The sequence below is a fragment of the Methylocystis sp. H4A genome, assembly GCF_015709545.1.
GTDB lineage: Bacteria > Pseudomonadota > Alphaproteobacteria > Rhizobiales > Beijerinckiaceae > Methylocystis > Methylocystis silviterrae.
This window is the reverse complement of sequence record NZ_JADNQY010000028.1, coordinates 672,571-690,885: the sequence shown is the minus strand read 5'-3', so window position 1 is coordinate 690,885 and position 18,315 is coordinate 672,571. Positions and strand designations below refer to the sequence as shown.

General features: G+C 63.6%; 14 protein-coding genes and 1 tRNA gene. 12 read left to right on the top strand and 3 right to left on the bottom strand.

The genetic code is table 11. The features are described from left to right. Positions 1–9 precede the first annotated feature (9 nt). The 11 genes from IYW40_RS19890 (at position 10) to modC (ending at position 12,111) form a co-directional block, all read left to right on the top strand. A complete protein-coding gene (locus tag IYW40_RS19890) occupies positions 10–1,230 on the top strand; it encodes a 6-phosphofructokinase (RefSeq protein WP_196401957.1) in 1,221 nt (406 codons plus the stop codon). A 231-nt stretch (positions 1,231–1,461) separates the two neighbouring features. Then, positions 1,462–2,727 carry an ATP-dependent Clp protease ATP-binding subunit ClpX gene (clpX, locus tag IYW40_RS19885; RefSeq protein ID WP_014890255.1) on the top strand — a complete coding sequence of 422 codons (1,266 nt, stop codon included), beginning with the start codon at positions 1,462–1,464 and terminating at the stop codon, positions 2,725–2,727. Positions 2,728–2,960: 233 nt separating this feature from the next. Beyond that, positions 2,961–5,384, top strand: coding sequence for an endopeptidase La (gene lon / locus IYW40_RS19880; RefSeq protein ID WP_196401956.1), 2,424 nt, complete (start codon positions 2,961–2,963; stop codon positions 5,382–5,384). A gap of 277 nt (positions 5,385–5,661) precedes the next feature. Next, entirely contained in the window at positions 5,662–5,943 is a 282-nt protein-coding gene (locus IYW40_RS19875; protein WP_041927143.1) for an HU family DNA-binding protein, read from the top strand. A 142-nt stretch (positions 5,944–6,085) separates the two neighbouring features. After that, positions 6,086–6,161: transfer RNA gene (locus tag IYW40_RS19870), tRNA-Val, on the top strand. A gap of 96 nt (positions 6,162–6,257) precedes the next feature. After that, on the top strand, positions 6,258–6,926 hold the full coding sequence (locus tag IYW40_RS19865) for a hypothetical protein (protein WP_196401955.1): 669 nt from the start codon (positions 6,258–6,260) through the stop codon (positions 6,924–6,926). Positions 6,927–6,964: 38 nt separating this feature from the next. Next, positions 6,965–8,500 carry an acyl-CoA carboxylase subunit beta gene (locus IYW40_RS19860; RefSeq protein WP_196401954.1) on the top strand — a complete coding sequence of 512 codons (1,536 nt, stop codon included), beginning with the start codon at positions 6,965–6,967 and terminating at the stop codon, positions 8,498–8,500. A gap of 560 nt (positions 8,501–9,060) precedes the next feature. Further along, positions 9,061–9,381: a thioredoxin gene (gene trxA, locus IYW40_RS19855; RefSeq protein ID WP_175092661.1), complete on the top strand. Its 321-nt coding sequence runs from the start codon at positions 9,061–9,063 to the stop codon at positions 9,379–9,381. An 80-nt stretch (positions 9,382–9,461) separates the two neighbouring features. Then, positions 9,462–10,244: a molybdate ABC transporter substrate-binding protein gene (gene modA / locus IYW40_RS19850; RefSeq protein ID WP_196401953.1), complete on the top strand. Its 783-nt coding sequence runs from the start codon at positions 9,462–9,464 to the stop codon at positions 10,242–10,244. Positions 10,245–10,349: 105 nt separating this feature from the next. Then, positions 10,350–11,024, top strand: a complete 675-nt coding sequence (modB, locus tag IYW40_RS19845) for a molybdate ABC transporter permease subunit (RefSeq protein WP_196401952.1) — start codon at positions 10,350–10,352, stop codon at positions 11,022–11,024. After that, complete coding sequence (gene modC, locus IYW40_RS19840) at positions 11,017–12,111, top strand: molybdenum ABC transporter ATP-binding protein (RefSeq protein ID WP_246720921.1); 1,095 nt, start codon at positions 11,017–11,019, stop codon at positions 12,109–12,111. Before modB ends, modC begins: the two co-directional genes overlap by 8 nt. Here the strand turns inward: modC and IYW40_RS19835 are convergent. Then, positions 12,106–13,392 carry a DUF4010 domain-containing protein gene (locus tag IYW40_RS19835; protein ID WP_196401950.1) on the bottom strand — a complete coding sequence of 429 codons (1,287 nt, stop codon included), beginning with the start codon at positions 13,390–13,392 and terminating at the stop codon, positions 12,106–12,108. The genes modC and IYW40_RS19835 overlap by 6 nt on opposite strands. Beyond that, on the bottom strand, positions 13,380–13,721 hold the full coding sequence (locus IYW40_RS19830; protein ID WP_196401949.1) for an MmcQ/YjbR family DNA-binding protein: 342 nt from the start codon (positions 13,719–13,721) through the stop codon (positions 13,380–13,382). Before IYW40_RS19830 ends, IYW40_RS19835 begins: the two co-directional genes overlap by 13 nt. 115 nt (positions 13,722–13,836) lie before the next feature. On the opposite strand from IYW40_RS19830, the gene IYW40_RS19825 reads away from it, so the two are divergent. Then, entirely contained in the window at positions 13,837–15,000 is a 1,164-nt protein-coding gene (locus tag IYW40_RS19825) for a pyridoxal phosphate-dependent aminotransferase (RefSeq protein WP_196401948.1), read from the top strand. Between the two features lie 111 nt (positions 15,001–15,111). Here the strand turns inward: IYW40_RS19825 and IYW40_RS19820 are convergent, their stop codons facing one another. Beyond that, positions 15,112–18,099 carry an Rne/Rng family ribonuclease gene (locus IYW40_RS19820; protein ID WP_196401947.1) on the bottom strand — a complete coding sequence of 996 codons (2,988 nt, stop codon included), beginning with the start codon at positions 18,097–18,099 and terminating at the stop codon, positions 15,112–15,114. Positions 18,100–18,315: the final 216 nt, after the last annotated feature.

The window sequence follows — 18,315 nt, the reverse complement described above, 5'->3', positions numbered from 1 at the left end:
GAGCTTGTCGTGACCGCCATTGATTTTTCTAAAGTGCTCGTCGCTCAGGGCGGCGGCCCCACCGCTGTCATCAATCAGTCGCTCGTCGGCGCCGTGCTGGAGTCCCGCAAATTTCGCGAGGTCGAGCGGGTTTATGGCGCCTTCCACGGCGTTCGCGGCATCGTCAACGAGGATTTCGTCGACCTCACGCAGGAGACGACCCATAATCTCGAGCTCGTCGCCTGCACCCCGTCTTCGGCGCTCGGCTCGACGCGCGACAAGCCGGACCTTAAATATTGTCAGGAAATTTTCCGCGTCCTGCGCGCGCATGGGATCGGCTGTTTTTTCTATATCGGCGGCAATGATTCGTCGGACACGGTGCGCATCGTCTCGCAGGAGGCCCAAAGCGCCGGCTATCCGCTACGGACGGTTCACATTCCAAAAACCATCGACAACGATCTGATGGTCAACGACCACACGCCGGGCTTCCCCTCGGCGGCGCGCTGGGTGGCGCAGGCGTTCGCCGGCGCCAATCTCGACAATTGGGCCCTCCCCGGGGTGTATATCGCGATCGTCATGGGCCGGCACGCGGGCTTTCTGACCGCCGCCTCGGCGCTCGGCAAGAAATTCCCCGACGACGGCCCGCATCTCATCTACATCCCTGAGCGCGCCTTCATCGTCGACAAGTTCCTCGCCGACGTTAAGGCGACGATGGCGAAATACGGCCGCTGCGTCGTTGCGGTGTCAGAAGGCGTCTGCGACGAAAACCATACCCCCATCGCCGAAAAGCTCGCCAAGGCGGTGGAGCGCGACGATCACGGCAATGTCCATCTCGGCGGCGGCGCGCTGGCCGACGAACTCACCCGCCTCGTGAAGGACCGGCTGGGATTCAAGCGGGTGCGGGCCGATACATTCGGCTATGTGCAAAGGAGCTTTGTCGGTTGCGTTTCCGACGTCGACCAGCGCGAGGCGCGCGAGGTCGGCGAAAAGGCCGTGCAATACGCCATATGGGGCGACCGCGACGGCTCGGTGACGATCCACCGGACCGGCTTTTATTCGGTCGACTATCAGTTAACGCCACTTGAAGAGATCGCCGCGAAGACAAAAGTCATGCCGGACGAATACATTAGCCCCTGCGGCACGGACGTCACCGACGCCTTCCGGATGTATCTGCGCCCCTTGCTTGGAAGCGGCATGCCGGACGCCTATCGGCTACGGCTCAATCGCGTTCCCAAGATCCTTACCGCCTGAGCCGCCGGCGAGGGCGCCTTTCTTGCTTCGACAGAGTTTCCGGCGAAGGTTGCAATTTGGCCGTCGTGTAAAATACACTAACTAGTCATGGTTCTCGGGCGCTCGTCGCTGACGACCGAAACTGGATGGGAAACGGGCACGCCAGCCGCTTCCACTTTTTGTTAGTCTGGCGCCGGTAACACAGGTGTTCGGGCCGATTCGCCCGGCAGGCCGGCCCGATAGGAGAGCAATATGAGCAAGGTCGGCGGCGGCGATTCCAAGAACACGCTTTACTGCTCCTTTTGTGGCAAGAGCCAGCACGAGGTCCGTAAGCTCATCGCCGGACCGACGGTGTTCATCTGCGATGAATGCGTCGAATTGTGCATGGACATCATCCGCGAGGAGAACAAGTCCTCGCTGGTCAAGCAGCGCGACGGCATTCCTACCCCGCGAGAGATTTGTAAGGTTCTGGACGACTATGTCATCGGCCAGTCACAGGCCAAGCGGGTGCTCTCGGTGGCGGTCCACAACCATTACAAACGCCTCAACCACGCGACCAAGCATGGCGACGTGGAGCTGGCGAAGTCCAACATCCTGCTGATCGGACCGACCGGCGTCGGCAAGACCATGCTGGCGCAGACTCTGGCGCGCATCCTGGATGTTCCGTTCACCATGGCGGACGCCACGACCCTGACCGAAGCGGGCTACGTCGGCGAGGACGTCGAAAATATCATTCTCAAGCTTCTGCAGGCGTCGGACTATAATGTCGAGCGCGCCCAGCGCGGCATCGTCTATGTAGACGAAATCGACAAGATTTCGCGCAAGTCCGACAATCCTTCGATCACCCGCGACGTTTCGGGCGAAGGCGTGCAGCAGGCGCTCTTGAAGATCATGGAGGGCACCGTCGCCTCCGTGCCGCCGCAAGGCGGTCGCAAGCATCCCCAGCAGGAGTTCCTGCAGGTCGACACGACGAACATCCTGTTCATCTGTGGCGGCGCTTTCGCGGGGCTCGAAAAGATCATCTCCGCCCGCGGGCGCAACACGTCGATCGGCTTCGCCGCCACCGTGCAGTCGCCCGACGAACGGCGCACCGGCGACATTTTTAGGCAAGTGCAGCCGGAAGACCTGCTGAAATTTGGGCTCATCCCCGAATTCGTCGGCCGCCTTCCGGTCATTGCGACGCTCGAGGATCTTGACGAGGACGCCCTCAAGCGGATCCTGACCGAGCCTAAGAACGCGCTGGTCAAGCAGTATCAGCGGCTTTTCGAGATGGAAAACGTCGAGCTCACCTTCCAGGACGACGCGCTGTCGTCCGTCGCGCGCAAGGCGATCGAACGGCGCACCGGCGCCCGCGGCCTGCGCTCGATCATGGAAGGGATCTTGCTAGACACGATGTTCGATCTGCCAGGTTTGGAGGGAGTCGAACAGGTTGTGATCGGACCGGAAGTCGTCGAGGGCAAAGCCCGGCCGCTCTATATTTACTCCGAACGCAGCGAAAAAAGCGGCGCGAGCGCCTGACGCGCGAAGACGAAGCGACGGCGACGCACGCGGGTTTAGGCTTGGGCGCCGCAGCGCCTTGAATCGATTGTTCGCGTAACCATTTGCGTTAACGGGGCCGTCGGGCGCATCCGCCGGCGGTCTTTAATTGGCGCGAAGTCGGCGGGCGACCGTATTCGCGGCCTAAACCCAAAATCGCCCTGCGGTCTCGCGCCGCCGCTTTAGCGGGACGCGTCAAGGACAGGACAAAAAGAATGTCGAACGAAAAGCGAGACGCCGTCACCCCCGGAACCATCGAAAGCTATCCGGTGCTGCCGCTGCGCGACATTGTCGTCTTTCCGCACATGATCGTTCCTCTGTTCGTCGCGCGCGAGAAATCCATCCGCGCGCTCGAAGAGGTTACGAAATCCGACAGGCTCATTCTGCTGGCGACGCAGAAGAACGCTGGCGATGACGATCCCTCGGCCGACGCGATCTATCCGATCGGAACGCTCGCCTCGGTGTTGCAGCTTCTGAAGCTGCCCGACGGCACGGTGAAGGTGCTGGTCGAAGGCGTCGCGCGCGCCAGCGTTCGCACATACACGCGCGCGGACGATTATTACGAAGCGGACGCCGAAGTTGTCGCCGACGATCTCGCCTCTCCGGTCGAGGTCGAAGCGCTTGGCCGGTCGGTGATCGCCGAATTCGAAAGCTATGTGAAGCTCAACAAGCGGGTCTCTTCCGAGGTCGTCGGCGCGGTGACGCAGATCGACGACTATTCGAAGCTCGCCGACACGGTCGCGTCTCACCTGTCGGTGAAGATCGCCGAGAAGCAGGACGTGCTTGAGACGGTCAGCGTCGCGCGCCGCCTCGAGAAATGTCTGTCGCTGATGGAGAGCGAGATCTCGGTCCTGCAGGTCGAGAAGCGCATTCGCACGCGCGTCAAGCGCCAGATGGAGAAGACGCAGCGCGAATACTATCTCAACGAGCAGATGAAGGCGATCCAGAAGGAATTGGGCGACGAGGACGGCAAGGACGATCTCGCCGAGCTCGAGGAGCGCATCAAGAACACCAAGCTTTCCAAGGAAGCGCGCGACAAGGCCTTCGCCGAGTTCAAGAAGCTGCGGCAGATGTCGCCGATGTCCGCCGAAGCCACCGTCGTGAGGAACTACCTTGACTGGATCCTGTCGATCCCGTGGGGCAAGCGCTCAAAGGTGAAGCGGGATCTCGGACAGGCGGAGGAAGTGCTCGACGCCGAGCATTTCGGCCTCGAGAAGGTCAAGGAGCGCATCCTTGAATATCTCGCCGTGCAGAGCCGCGCCAACAAGTTGACGGGACCGATCCTCTGCCTCGTCGGCCCGCCCGGCGTCGGCAAGACCTCGCTCGGCAAGTCCATCGCCAAGGCCACGGGCCGCGATTTCGTGCGCATGTCGCTGGGCGGCGTGCGCGACGAAGCGGAAATTCGCGGCCATCGGCGCACGTACATCGGCTCGATGCCCGGCAAGATCATCCAGTCGATGCGCAAGGCGAAGACGTCCAATCCGCTCTTTCTCTTGGACGAGATCGACAAGATGGGCATGGACTTCCGCGGCGATCCGTCGTCGGCTTTGCTCGAAGTGCTGGACCCGGAGCAGAACGCGACGTTCAACGACCATTACCTCGAAGTCGACTACGACCTTTCGAATGTGATGTTCGTGACGACGGCCAATACGCTCAATATTCCGGCGCCGCTGATGGACCGCATGGAAATCATTCGCATCGCCGGCTACACGGAAGATGAGAAGCTCGAGATCGCGCGCAGGCACCTCATCCCCAGTGCGGTGCATAAGCACGGCCTTTCGCCCGACGAATGGATGATCGCCGACGACGGGCTGCTCACCCTCATTCGCCGCTATACGCGCGAAGCGGGCGTGCGCAATCTGGAGCGCGAACTCTCGAACCTCTCGCGCAAGGCGGTGAAGGAAATCCTTCTTAAGAAGAAGGAGAAGATCCTCGTCACGAGCGAGAACATCGCCGATTATCTCGGCGTGCCGAAGTTCCGCTATGGCGAGGCCGAACTCGAAGATCAGGTCGGCGTCGTGACCGGACTCGCCTGGACCGAGGTCGGCGGAGAATTGCTGACGATCGAAGGCGTCATGATGCCCGGCAAGGGCAAGATGACCGTGACGGGCAATCTGCGCGATGTCATGAAGGAGTCGATCTCCGCGGCGGCGTCCTATGTGCGCTCGCGCGCGGTCGACTTCGGCGTTGAACCGCCGGTCTTCGACCGACGCGATTTCCATGTGCACGTGCCGGAAGGCGCGACGCCCAAGGATGGACCGTCGGCTGGCGTGGCGATGGCGACCGCCATCGTCTCGATCATCACCGGCATTCCCGTCCGGCGCGACATCGCCATGACCGGCGAGATCACGCTGCGCGGCCGCGTCTTGCCGATCGGCGGCTTGAAGGAGAAGCTGCTGGCGGCGCTGCGTGGCGGCTTGAAGAAAGTGCTGATCCCAGAGGAGAACGCCAAGGATCTGGCGGAAATCCCGGACGCGGTGAAGAACCGCCTGGAAATCGTGCCCGTCGCGCGCATGGAAGAGGTGCTGCGGCACGCGCTGATCTCCCAGCCGACGCCGATCGAATGGCGGGAAGACGCCGCCGCGATCGCCAAGCACGCCGTCAGCGACGATGACGGCACCGGCGTCCGCGCGCACTGATCGCAGAGCCTTCAACACCTCAAGAGCCTCGCTCCTCCCAGAGCGGGGCTCTTTCCCTTTGGGCGGCTAGGATGCGCGCTGCAGCCCCCAGATTGCATGAACATTTCGCCGCTGAGCCGCCATTTCCCCCGGAAAACCAGCGGTTCTGCGCCTTTGGCGGCCGCTAACCCTTGCTTTTCCTGCGATTCGCGACCAACACTCCATCGCTGCGCAACGCCGATTCGAGGTCGCGCATTCTTACGCCGGGCGGCTCGCAGTGAAGGAGAAGGAAAAAGCCATGAACAAACTGGAACTCGTCGAGCACGTCGCGAGCGAGACAGACAGCTCGAAAGCGGCGGCGGCCGCCGCCATCGACGCCGTCATCGACGGCATCACGAAGGCCCTCAAGAAGGGCGACGAAGTTCGCCTCGTCGGCTTCGGCACCTTTTCGGTCAAGAAGCGCGCCGCCGGCAAAGGACGCAACCCGGCGACCGGCGAAGAAATCAAGATTGCCGCATCCAAGAGCGCCCGCTTCAAGCCCGGCGCGACGCTGAAGACCGCGCTCAACAAAGCCAAGTAGCTGGGCGCGGGGAAGCGCTGGCGTCGCAGGCGTTTTTCGATACTTCGCATGACGGCCGTCGGAGCCCCGGCGGCCGTAGTTTTGAGCCGGCTTGCCTCGCGCCGCACCCGCCCTTAAAACCCGGCGGGCGCGCATCGTGTCGGGGCGGTTAGCTCAGTTGGTAGAGCATCTCGTTTACACCGAGAGGGTCGGCGGTTCGAGACCGTCACCGCCCACCATTGGCGCCCACGAGGCGGCGCGGGCTCGCTGCGGGAATTGGTGTTCCAAAGCCCAGGATTTCGCTTTAGCTTGTTGGGACTAGGAAGGCCGCCCGGATGAGATTGATCAAGACCGTCCTCTTTGCGCTCTGCGTCGCCGCATTCGCCCCCATTTTCGCGCAAGCCGAAGAGATGAGCTTTCGCATCGTCGGCGTGAATTCCGACGGCTGCCGCGCAAATTGCCCACAAGTGATCGCGGCGCAAGGCGAAATGAGCTTAGAGACGCCCGACGCCTTCATCGCCTTCGTGCGCGAAAATGCTCGTGGCGGCAATCTGCACGGAATTGTGCTGCTCGACTCGCCTGGCGGAAAGGTCGTCGCGTCGATGGAGCTCGGACAGGCCTTCCGCAAGCTCGGGATGGCGGTGATCGTCGCCCGTCCCGCGGCGGATCAATCTGGTACAATGGCGCTGGTATCGGGCCGCTGCTATTCGGCGTGCGTCTACGCGTTGATGGGCGGCAGGAAGCGCGTGATCCCGCCGCAGAGTAGCGTCGGCATCCACCGCATGTTCAATTATTCGACGAGTTTCGACATCGCCGAGGGGGGACTCGTGCGCGAGCGCAACTATGACGATGGCGGCATGCTCCAAACGCTTTCCCGCTACGCGGCGATGATGGGCGTGAGCACCGAACTCGTGAAGCTTGCCGAGCAGACGTCGCCCGATAAGCTTTACATGCTGACCGGCGCCGACATTGCCCGTTGGCGGCTTGGGTCGCGCAAGCTCTAGACGCGTCGGATTACGCATATCAGCAACCAGGGCAGCACATGAAACATATTCTCGACGGGCTTGAACGGCGGCGCGCGTCCGCCCGACTGGGCGGCGGCCAAAAGCGGATCGAAGCGCAGCACGCCCGCGGCAAGCTCACGGCGCGCGAGCGAATCGAACTGCTGCTCGATCACGGCTCGTTCGAAGAATTCGACATGTTCGTCGCCCACCGCTGCACCGATTTCGGCATGGATCAGGGCGAGAAAATCTCGGGCGACGGCGTCGTCACCGGTTGGGGCACGGTCAACGGCCGCGCCGTCTTCGTCTTCGCCAAGGACTTCACCGTCTTCGGCGGCTCGCTTTCCGAGACTCACGCGCAAAAGATCACCAAGCTGCAGGACATGGCGCTGAAAAATCGCGCCCCGATCATCGGCCTGTTCGACGCCGGCGGCGCGCGCATTCAGGAAGGCGTCGCGGCGCTCGGCGGCTATGGCGAAGTCTTCCAGCGCAATGTCATGGCCTCTGGCGTCATTCCGCAAATCTCGGTGATCATGGGCCCTTGCGCCGGCGGCGACGTCTACTCGCCGGCGATGACGGACTTCATCTTCATGGTGCGCGATACGAGCTATATGTTCGTGACCGGGCCCGATGTCGTGAAGACGGTGACAAATGAGACCGTCACGGCGGAAGAGCTTGGCGGCGCTTCGGTGCATACGACCAAAAGCTCGATCGCCGATCGCGCATACGACAACGACGTCGAAGCGCTCCTGCAGATGCGCAGGCTGATTGATTTCCTGCCCTCCTCCAACCAGGAAGAGCCGCCGGAATGGCCTGCTTTCGACGAGGTGGACCGGCTCGACGAATCGCTCGACACGATTGTTCCGGATAATCCGAACAAGCCTTACGACATCAAGGAGCTCATCCATAAGATCGTCGACGAGGCCGACTTCTTCGAGATCCAAGATGCGCATGCCCGCAATATCGTGATCGGCTTTGGCCGCATCGAAGGGCGCACGGTCGGTTTCGTCGCCAATCAGCCGCTCGTGCTCGCCGGCGTGCTCGATATCGACGCCTCCAAGAAGGCGGCGCGATTCGTGCGTTTTTGCGACTGCTTCAACATTCCGATCGTCACCTTTGTCGACGTGCCGGGTTTCTTGCCCGGAACGGCGCAAGAATACGGCGGCTTGATCAAGCATGGCGCGAAGCTGCTGTTCGCATACGCCGAAGCGACGGTGCCAAAAGTGACCATCATCACGCGAAAGGCGTTCGGCGGCGCCTATGACGTTATGGCGTCAAAACATCTTCGCGGCGACGTCAACTACGCCTGGCCGTCGGCGCAGATCGCCGTCATGGGCGCAAAGGGCGCCGTCGAAATCATCTTCCGCGCCGATCTCGGCGATCCGGAGAAGATCGCTCAGCGCACCAAGGAGTATGAAGATCGCTTCTTGTCGCCCTTCGTCGCCGCGGAGCGTGGGTATATCGACGAAGTGATTACGCCGCGTTCGACCCGCAAGCGAATCGCTCGCGCGCTCGCGCTGCTTCGCCACAAGGAATTGGAGAATCCTTGGAAGAAGCACGACAACATTCCCCTGTGATGCGGCGCAATAGCGCCCGCGTCGCCGGCGCCGGCGCGAGGGCGTTGCGCCATCTAGGGTGGGTCGGCGCGATCAGCCTAATTCAGCGGCGCCCGATCACAAAATTCGTCAGACTGCACATTTTTGAAGTGACAGTCCGCCCGTTTTGTCCTAGTGTTCGCTCGCCAGGTTGGTTGGGGTAAAAGCCTAAGCGTCGAATGCGTCGCAGGAATTAGGCCCAGCTACGGTCCAAGTCGGGGAGGACGCCGAACAGAACGCAGTTCGCCGAGGCTCGCAAGATGAGCCGGCGCGAAAGGCTATCGGAGCGACTTAAGACTTCGGAGCTTGGCGTTTCAGTTCGGTTAAGGACGGGGTGCCAAAGAGCGGGGAGCGGCGGGACGCCATTCCCGCTCTTTGTGTTTTTGTCGACGCGCGACCGATGCGTTTAATGAATCGCTAAGCGTCGAAGATTGATTCCGATTGTTCTGCACCGGATCTGCTCGGGACGTCGCCTTGACGGGCGATGACGCGCTTCCTACGTTCCGCGCACGTCTAACGAAAAGCCCAATGGAAGGCCGGCCATGTCCACGCAGAAAATCACTGACGCCACTTTCGAACAGGAAGTGCTCAAATCCGCAGAGCCGGTTGTTGTCGATTTTTGGGCGGAATGGTGCGGTCCCTGCCGCATGATCGCCCCGGCGCTGGAGGAGATCGCCGCGGAGATGAAGGGCAAGATCAAGGTCGTCAAGCTCAACATCGACGAAAATCCTGCCGTGGCAAGCAAGCTCGGCATCCGATCGATTCCGACGCTCATCCTGTTCAAAGACGGCAAAGCCGCCGCGCAAAAGGTCGGCGCCGCGCCCAAGGGCGAATTGTCGCGGTGGATCGCTGCAGCCGTTTGAACGATTCTTGCAGTTGGTGCCACGGCCGGCGCATCGCAACAGGCGTGCTCTCGAGCCATCAAACCTTGGGAGCTGCGTAGATGCGCCGACTGCATGGATTTCTCGCTTTCTGTTGCCTGATCGCTTTAACGCTCGCGCCGCTCCGCGCCGCGACGGCCAGCGAAATCACCATTGCGGCGGCGTCCGATCTCAAATTCGCGTTGCAGGAAATCGTCTCGAACTTTCAAGCCGCCCATAAGGGCGACAAGGTCGATGTTATTTACGGCTCTTCCGGCAAGCTGCAGACGCAGATCCGCGAGGGCGCGCCCTTCGACATTTTCTTTTCGGCCGACATCGCCTATGCGCGCGCGCTGCGCAAGGACGGCTTCGCGGCGACCGAGCCCATGCCCTACGCGGTCGGCAGGATCGTTTTGTGGAGCGCGACGCGGGACGCGGCAAAAATGCGCCTGGAGGATCTAGCCGATCCGAAGATCAGCAAGATCGCGATCGCAAATCCGGCGCATGCGCCTTACGGCAGATGCGCGGAACAAGTGCTGCGCGCCGCCGGCCTTTGGGACAAGGTGAAGGACAAGCTTGTGTTCGGCGAGAACATCTCTCAGGCGACGCAATACGCCGAGACCGGCGCCGCCGATGTCGCGCTGACCGCTCTTTCGATCGCTTTGAGCAAGCAGGTCGCGGACAGAGGCGGCTATTCTCTGATCCCTGAGACGCTGCATTCACGACTCGAACAGGCCTATGTGGTGACCCGCCAGGGCGCCGACAAAGCTCTGGCGAAGACCTTTCTCGACTATCTCAAAACCGGACAATCGCAGGCGATCATGATAAAGTTTGGCTTCGCGCCCCCCGGCCAGGCCGCGCGGTAGGCCCGTTTCGCCCGTGCACGAATCCGCTAAAATGTGGAACAGGCGGCCGCTGACAATCCGCCGCCTGTCTTAACCTCACCGCCGCCGCTCGGCGGCAGGTCTCGCATGCCGACATCCGAAGATCTTGCCGCGATCTGGCTGACGCTCAAGCTCGCGACGATCGTCACATTTCTGCTGCTCCTGATCGGCGCGCCATTGGCGTGGTGGCTGGCGCGCACTGAGTCGTGGCTCAAGGGGCCATTGGGGGCGGTCGTAGCGCTGCCGCTGGTTCTGCCGCCGACGGTGCTGGGCTTCTATCTGCTGCTGACCATGGGCCCGCATGGACCCTTGGGCAGGCTCACCGCGTTCCTCGGCGTCGCGCCTTTGCCCTTCACCTTCGCCGGCCTCGTCGTGGCGTCGCTCTTCTATTCGCTGCCCTTCGTCGTGCAGCCGATCCAGAACGCCTTCGAGGCGATGGGCGATCGTCCGCTGGAGGCTGCGGCCACCTTGCGCGCCAGCCCGCTGGACGCATTCTTCACGGTGGCGCTGCCGCTCGCCAGACCCGGCCTCGTCACGGCGGCCATCCTCGGCTTCGCACATACGGTCGGTGAATTCGGCGTCGTTCTAATGATCGGCGGCGCCATTCCCGACAAGACGCGCGTGGTGTCGGTCCTGATCTATGACCAGGTCGAGTCGATGAACTACGAGCGCGCACATTGGCTCGCGGGGGGCATGCTGCTGTTCAGTTTCTGCGTTCTCCTCGCGCTCTATGGGCGCCGACGGAACGGCCGCAATGGCTAACGGCGCCATCGCCGCGCGTTTCCGCCTCGCCTATCCCGGCTTCGCGCTCGACGTTGACCTGGAGCTGCCGGGACGCGGCGTCACAGCGCTTTTTGGCCCTTCCGGCTCCGGCAAGTCGACCGCCCTGCGCTGCATGGCGGGGCTGGCGCGCGCGCCCGACGGGCTTCTCAGGATCGGCGGCGACGTCTGGCAAGACGAGGCGCGTGGCGTCTTCGTGCCGACGCATCGCCGCGCGCTCGGCATGGTGTTCCAGGACGCGAGCCTGTTTTCCCATCTCACCGTCAAGGGAAACCTCGACTATGGAATGACCCGCGCGCGCGTCACGGCGGCCGAGGCGAGCCGCGACGCGCTTTGCGAAATGCTCGACATCGCAGCTCTCGCGGAGCGCTGGCCGGATACGCTTTCCGGCGGCGAGCGACAGAGAGTCGCAATCGCCCGCGCCCTGCTGACGCGTCCGCAACTGCTGCTCATGGATGAGCCGCTGGCGTCGCTCGACGTGGCGCGCCGTCTCGACGTGTTGCCCTATCTCGAACGGCTGCGCGACGAACTCGATATCCCGATCATCTACGTCAGCCATGCGCCGGAAGAAGTCACGCGCATCGCGGACGAGGCCGTCGTGCTCGATCGCGGTCGCGTCGTCGCGCGCGGCGCGCCGCTCGACGTGCTGCCGAGCGCGAGCCGTCTTGTCGAAGGCGGCCGTTTCGGCGTGGTCAACGCGCTCAAGGCGCGCGTCGTCGCCGTCGACGAAGCTTACGGCGTCACGCGGCTTGCCCATCCGGCGGGCGAGATATTGATCGCTGCGCGTCTGACGACGCAGCGCGAAGCGCGCGTCGTCATGCGCGCGACAGACGTTGCGCTTGCGATGTCCGAACCCCGCGACACCAGCGTGCGGACGATTTTGCGCGGCCGCATCGAGAAGATCGATGCGACCGAGAGCGCCCTCGCCTTCATCACGCTGACGCTCATTGGCGGCGACCGTCTTGTCTCGGCGATCACGCGGCTCGCACTCGACGAGTTGCGGCTGACTGTCGGCGCAGACGTATTCGCCCTGGTGAAATCTGTCGCTCTCGACGAACGCGGTCTATAGGCCAGCGAATTCCGTCAGCCACAACGCCATGAGCGCGCCGGCGACGGCGAGAGTGGAAGCCGCGGCGAGTCTGTAGCCCATTCCGGCGCCGCCGATAACCCAGCCCATCACGACTTTCGACGCGGTGTTCGACAGCAGCGCCAGCAGCACCGCCCCCGCCGCCGCCCTTATGCCGATCTCGCTTGCGCCGAGCCGCGCCATGGTCAGTCCGATCGCGTCAACGTCGACGATGCCGGAAATGGCCGCGAGCGCATAGGCGCCGCCGCTTCCGGCGAAATGCGTCGCGAGCCGCGAGAGGATCATCACGCTCGCGAGGAGCGCGCCGAATTTGAGCACCGCCATCAGATCCAGCGGATTGCCGACAGAAAAGCCGCTTGATTCTGTGGGCCGCTCGCTTCGTCGCAGGAGAAAGACTCCGGCGAGCGCGAAGAGCACGCCGGCCGCAACGACCGGCGGCGCCAAACGCCACGCGAGCGTCGGATTGATAACCGCGATGACGGCGATGATTCGCGGCGCCATCACAGCATTCGCGAAGATGGCGCCCGCCACCGAAGCGCCAATCTGCGACGGATGTTCCCGCGCCAGCCGCGACATCGCCGCCGTCGCGGCCGTCGACGACGCCAGTCCTCCCGCCATGCCGGCGACGGCGACGCCGCGGTCGTAGCCGATAATCTTTACGGCGACGTAGCCCGCGAAGGAAATCACGCCGATTAGCACGGTCATCAGCCACAATTCGAAAGGGTTCACCGCTTGCCACGGATCGATGGCGCGATTCGGCAGAACCGGCAGCAAGATGAAGCTCATCGCGAGCAGCGCCAGCCCGGAGCGCAGCTCGTCCCAGGTGATGCGCTTGACGAGGCCGTGCAGAAACGCCTTGAGCGCCAGGATCGCCGTCGTCGCCACCGCTGCGGCTGCCGCCGCCTGTATGTCGCCGATCACCGCGAAGGCGCCGAGCGAAAAGGCGAGCGACGCCGCGACGACGGTCGTCGCGCCAAAGGTCTCGTCACGCACGTTTTCGCGGTAGCGATAGACCCCGACCAAAGCGCCGACGAAGGCGAAGGCGATCGCCAAAGCGACGACGCCGGAAGCGCCAAAAGGCTGAACGATTGCGCCCCACACGCCGCCGAGCAGTCCGGCAAGCCCATGCGTGCGCAGGCCGGCGGCGCGCTCGCCTTCCGACTCGTCGCGTGACGTCCAGCCTCGTTCCAAGCCAATGAGCAGCCCGATCGCCAGCGCAATCGACAGTCTCTGAATCAGTTCGATGGCGCTTAATTCGTACATTTGTTTTTCTTTGCCGTCTTTTTCTTTGTGGCGTGACGCCAAGCCGTTTCAAGCGCGTCGCGCAGCTCCGAGACGTCGATCGCCTCGAGCAGAATCGTCGTCCATCCCTGCCGCCCCCAGGCGTTGGGAACAGGCGCAAACGCCTGCGGCGCCATCATGGATTTGAACGCCTGCTCTTCGGGCGCGAATTTCACATTCGCCGTTCGTCCGTGGGCGGCGAGAGTCGCGTAGATCCGCACGACCTTAAAAGCAGTTCTGTCGAAATGCGGCGCTTCGCGCGTTCCCTCGAGAGACATTGCGATGCGCCGGAAATCATGGCTGCTGGCCATGTCTGCTCCATGAAAGGCCGGCATGAAAGGCCGGCGCGATGCGCGCCGCTCAAGATAATATGGCGCGCGGCGGCGAGAGCGTGCGCCTAACGGAGATTGGCAATAGAAGGCTCGTATGAACTTACCCCTACCCCCATCCCGTCGCTCCCAAATCGCGCCCTTCATGGCCATGGACGTGCTGCGCGACGCGAAAGCCTTGGAGCGCGCCGGCCGCAGCATCATCCATTTGGAGCTTGGCGAACCCGGGGTCGCCGCGCCGCGCCACGTGCGCGAGGCCGCCACGGAGTCGTTGCGCCAGGGCTCGATCGGCTATGGCGAAGCGCTTGGCGAGGCGCCGCTGCGCGCCCGCATCGCGCGCCACTATCGCGAACGCTATGGCGTCGAGGTCACGCCCGACCGCGTCATCGCCACGACAGGCTCATCCGGCGGCTTTCTGCTCGCCTTTCTCGCCGCGTTCGATCCGGGAGCAAGGATCGCCGTCACCGCGCCTGGCTATCCGGCCTATGCGAACATCCTTTCCGCACTCGGCCTGGAGCCGGTCCTGCTCGACGTCGGCCACGAGACGCGCTTTGCGCCCACCGCGGCGATGCTCGAATCGGCCCATCGAGGCGGCAAGCTTCACGGCGCGCTCTTCATGAGCCCGGCCAATCCGACCGGCGCGATGATTGCGCGCGACGAATTGGCGCGGATCTGCGCCTTCTGCGACGAAGCCGAAATCGTTCTCGTCTCCGACGAGATCTATCACGGACTCGAATATGAGATGCGCGCGGAGACCGCGCTGCGCTTCTCGCAACGCGCCCTCGTCATCAATTCCTTCTCGAAATATTATGCGATGACAGGGTGGCGGCTCGGATGGCTCGTCGCTCCGCCCGAATTGATGCGTCCGCTCGAGCGCTTGCAGCAGTCGCTCGCGATCTGCGCCCCGACTTTGTCGCAGCGCGCCGCCCTCGCCGCTTTCGACGCTGGCGACGAATTGGAGGCGAACCGCGCCGCCTATGCGCAAAACCGGGCGCTTCTGCTCGACCGCCTTCCCAGACTGGGATTGGACAATTTCGCGCCGCCCGACGGCGCTTTTTACATCTACGCCGACATCTCGCGTTTCACCGACGATTCGATCGGGTTCTGTCGGCGGATGTTGCACGAAGCCGGCGTCGCGACGACGCCCGGCCTCGATTTTGATCCGCGCCGCGGCGCAAAAACGCTGCGGCTTTCTTACGCCGGGCCGGAGGCGGACGTGCGCGAGGGCCTCGCCCGCCTAGAAGCCTGGCTGCGGCCCTAAGAGCAGGTTCCGAAAAAGTTGACAGACTTTTTCGATGAGAACCTGCTCCACCATTTTTATTTCGAGCGATTCCTTATCGATCACATTGAGTCCATGTGATCGGGAAGCGCTCTAGCTTCCGAAAGGCGTGCGCACGCGCTGCCACCAGCCGCCCTTCTTGGGGCGGTCCGGATCCGCTTGCGTAATGACCACTTCCGTGGGCTCGCGCGGGGCGACCGGCTCGGGGGCGGGCTCGGGCGTCGGCGTCGGCGCCGCCTGAGATGGAGCGATCCGGGCGACCGGCTCGCTTGCGCGCTCTTGGGAGGGCGGCGCAATCTCGGCGCCGTTTACCGGCGGCGGAACCGGCAAAGGCGCCGGAAACTCCGGCGCCTGCGCCCCACGCGGGGAGATCAGCGCCTGCGCGTCCTCACCACCCTCGTCGAGCGCGAAGACCGCGGAAGGGTCTTTGAATTCCTCTGGCATGGGGGCTGATCGCCGCCAACGGCCAGGACCGCGATCTGGACTGCGACTGCCGCCGCGTCGGCCGCCGCGTCGGTCAGGCCGTTCCTCGGCGGGCGCCGGCGCGCCCTCAATCGCCGCCATGATCGCAAGGCCTTCATCGGACGGCTGCTCGGCGCCAGGCGCCAGGAGTTCGCCGCCCTGTGCGCCGCCGCCACGGCCTCGGCGACGGCGACGACGACGGCCGCGCGACGCGTCTTCATCCGCGCCCAAGCGCGATCGTTCGCCGTTCTCGTCACGCTGATCGCCGTTCGACTCGACGGCTTCCTCTTCCGCCTCGACGATTTCGCCAGCGATCATGTCTTCCGGCGCCTCTTCCTCAAGAGGTTCGGCGAGCACCGAATCGACGCGCAAAGGCGCGTCGCGCTGCGAAACGCGCGGCCCGGTCGCAAGTTCTCCGCGCTCGAGCGCGTGATAGGTCGCACCGGTGAGCGTGTCATCGGCGGCGACCGTGATATGGACGCCGAAGCGGCGCTCCAGCTCCTGCAGATGGGCGCGCTTCTGGTTGAGAATGTAGAGCGCCACGACCGCGCGAGTGCGCAGAGTCACGTCATGCGCGGCGCTCTTGACCAGCGCCTCCTCCAGCACCCGCAGCACATGCAGCGCAACGGAGGCGGTGGAGCGCACATGACCGGCGCCGAGGCAGTGCGGACATGGCACCGTCGAGCCCTCGACGACGCCGGCGCGGATGCGCTGGCGCGACATTTCTAGCAAGCCGAAATGCGAGATGCGGCCGACCTGAATGCGGGCGCGGTCGTTTTTCAGCGCGTCCTTGAGGCGTCGCTCAACAGCGCGATTGTTGCGACTCTCCTCCATGTCGATGAAGTCGACGACGATCAGCCCGGCGAGATCGCGCAGTCGCAACTGCCGCGCGACTTCGTCCGCGGCTTCGAGATTGGTGCGAAGCGCCGTGTCCTCGATATTGTGCTCGCGCGTCGAACGTCCCGAGTTCACGTCGATCGCGACCAGCGCCTCTGTCTGGTTGATGACCAGATAGCCGCCCGATTTTAGCGTGACATGGTTGGAGAACATCGCGTCGAGTTGGGCCTCGACGCCGCTTTCGGCGAAGATCGGAAAAGGCTCGCGATGCAGGCGCACGTTCTTCGCGTGGCTCGGCATCAGCATGCGCATGAAGTCTTTGGCCTCGCGATAGGCGTCTTCGCCCGAAACGACGACTTCCTCGACGTCGCGCCCATAAAGGTCGCGAATGGCGCGCTTGATGAGTGAGCCTTCCTCATAGACGAGGGTCGGCGCCGCGGAGCGCAGCGTCAATTCGCGCACGCTCTCCCACAGTCGCAGCAGATATTCGAAATCGCGCTTGACCTCCTGCTTGGTCCGCGTCGCGCCGGCCGTTCGCAGGATGACGCCCATCCCCTCCGGCACCTCGAGATCATGCACGATCTCTTTCAGCCGCTTGCGGTCCGCGCCGTCCGTGATTTTGCGCGAAATGCCCCCGCCCCGCGCGGTATTGGGCATGAGCACGGAATAACGGCCGGCAAGCGAAAGATAGGTCGTGAGCGCGGCGCCCTTGTTGCCGCGCTCTTCCTTGACGACCTGAACGAGCAGCACCTGGCGCCGCTTGATGACCTCTTGAATCTTGTACTGACGACGGGCGCGCGGCGCGCGATAGGGCGCTTCGTCCATCGCGTCCCCGCCGATGTGCTCGACGTGATCGTCCTCGTCGTCATGCTCTTCCTCGTCGTGCTCCTCAACCGGGGCGTCGACGCGGGCGCTGACCTCAGCCGTTTCGTCTTCCGAATCTTCGCGGGCGCGTTCACGCGCCTCGTCACGCTCGTCCTGTCGGCGCGCTTTCAGTTCGTGGTCAGGCTCTGGCGCCTCGAGGGCAAACTCCTCGGCCTCGCCGGTTTCGACCGAACCGAAGCCGGCGGGATCGATGGAAATCTGCTCATGCTGCGCCGTAGCGATCGCCTGATCGCCCGCCTCGGCCTCGATGTCCGTGCGCTCTGACCGACCCTCGGCGGAGCCAGGCTTCCCTGCGTCGGGCTCCTCCGCCCCGAGGTCTTGACCACGCCCTTGGGTCTCGACGGCCGCTGGCGGAGCATCAAGACGTTCTTGCGCCCCAGCCTGGGGCGCGAACTCCGGCGCGGCTTCAAACCGTTCGTCAGCCGATTCGGCGAAGCCCGTTTCGGCCTGATCCTCAATGAGGACCGGCGAAGCGCCCGAATCCTCGAGGGGCTCGCTCGTCACCGCCTCGTCGGCGCTCACGCGCTTCTCGGCGCCCTCGTGTTGGCGGCGGCGCGAACGGCGCCCGCGACCGTGCGGAACGCGCTCTTCCTCGTCGGCCTGCTGATGGGCGCGGCTCTCTTCGTCGAGCAGCGCCTGTCGATCGGCGACGGGGATTTGATAGTAGTCAGGGTGAATTTCCGCGAAGGCCAGAAAGCCGTGACGGTTTCCGCCATAGTCGACGAAAGCGGCCTGAAGGGACGGCTCAACCCGCGTGACCTTCGCGAGATAAATGTTGCCGCGTAGCGGTTTTTTGTCGGCAGCCTCGAAATCGAATTCCTGAACGCGGTTTCCACGTAGAACGACTACGCGGGTCTCCTCCGGGTGGGAGGCGTCGATGAGCATCTTGTTAGCCATGGGGGACTCTTCTGCGGCGTGGCGCGCAATAACGCCGACGGGGCAAGCCTGAGTCCTGGAATGGACTCGGCGACCGCTCTTTGGCGCATCCTGACGGCGCGAACGCTTCTTGTGAGGATTAGGGAGACAGGCCTGAGGCCTGCGATACGCTTGCCGGCTTGCGAGCCGGCGGGACAAAGCGCATCGCGCCTCGTCCCCATGAGATGACGAACGAGC

What these genes read in the sequence shown, in the direction of transcription:
- clpX (WP_014890255.1), top strand. Translation starts at nt 1,462, where the DNA reads ATGAGCAAGGTCGGCGGCGGCGATTCCAAGAACACGCTTTACTGCTCC.
- lon (WP_196401956.1), top strand. Translation starts at nt 2,961, where the DNA reads ATGTCGAACGAAAAGCGAGACGCCGTCACCCCCGGAACCATCGAAAGC.
- IYW40_RS19875 (WP_041927143.1), top strand. Translation starts at nt 5,662, where the DNA reads ATGAACAAACTGGAACTCGTCGAGCACGTCGCGAGCGAGACAGACAGC.
- IYW40_RS19865 (WP_196401955.1), top strand. Translation starts at nt 6,258, where the DNA reads ATGAGATTGATCAAGACCGTCCTCTTTGCGCTCTGCGTCGCCGCATTC.
- IYW40_RS19860 (WP_196401954.1), top strand. Translation starts at nt 6,965, where the DNA reads ATGAAACATATTCTCGACGGGCTTGAACGGCGGCGCGCGTCCGCCCGA.
- trxA (WP_175092661.1), top strand. Translation starts at nt 9,061, where the DNA reads ATGTCCACGCAGAAAATCACTGACGCCACTTTCGAACAGGAAGTGCTC.
- modA (WP_196401953.1), top strand. Translation starts at nt 9,462, where the DNA reads ATGCGCCGACTGCATGGATTTCTCGCTTTCTGTTGCCTGATCGCTTTA.
- modB (WP_196401952.1), top strand. Translation starts at nt 10,350, where the DNA reads ATGCCGACATCCGAAGATCTTGCCGCGATCTGGCTGACGCTCAAGCTC.
- modC (WP_246720921.1), top strand. Translation starts at nt 11,017, where the DNA reads ATGGCTAACGGCGCCATCGCCGCGCGTTTCCGCCTCGCCTATCCCGGC.
- IYW40_RS19835 (WP_196401950.1), bottom strand. Translation starts at nt 13,392, where the DNA reads ATGTACGAATTAAGCGCCATCGAACTGATTCAGAGACTGTCGATTGCG.
- IYW40_RS19830 (WP_196401949.1), bottom strand. Translation starts at nt 13,721, where the DNA reads ATGGCCAGCAGCCATGATTTCCGGCGCATCGCAATGTCTCTCGAGGGA.
- IYW40_RS19825 (WP_196401948.1), top strand. Translation starts at nt 13,837, where the DNA reads ATGAACTTACCCCTACCCCCATCCCGTCGCTCCCAAATCGCGCCCTTC.
- IYW40_RS19820 (WP_196401947.1), bottom strand. Translation starts at nt 18,099, where the DNA reads ATGGCTAACAAGATGCTCATCGACGCCTCCCACCCGGAGGAGACCCGC.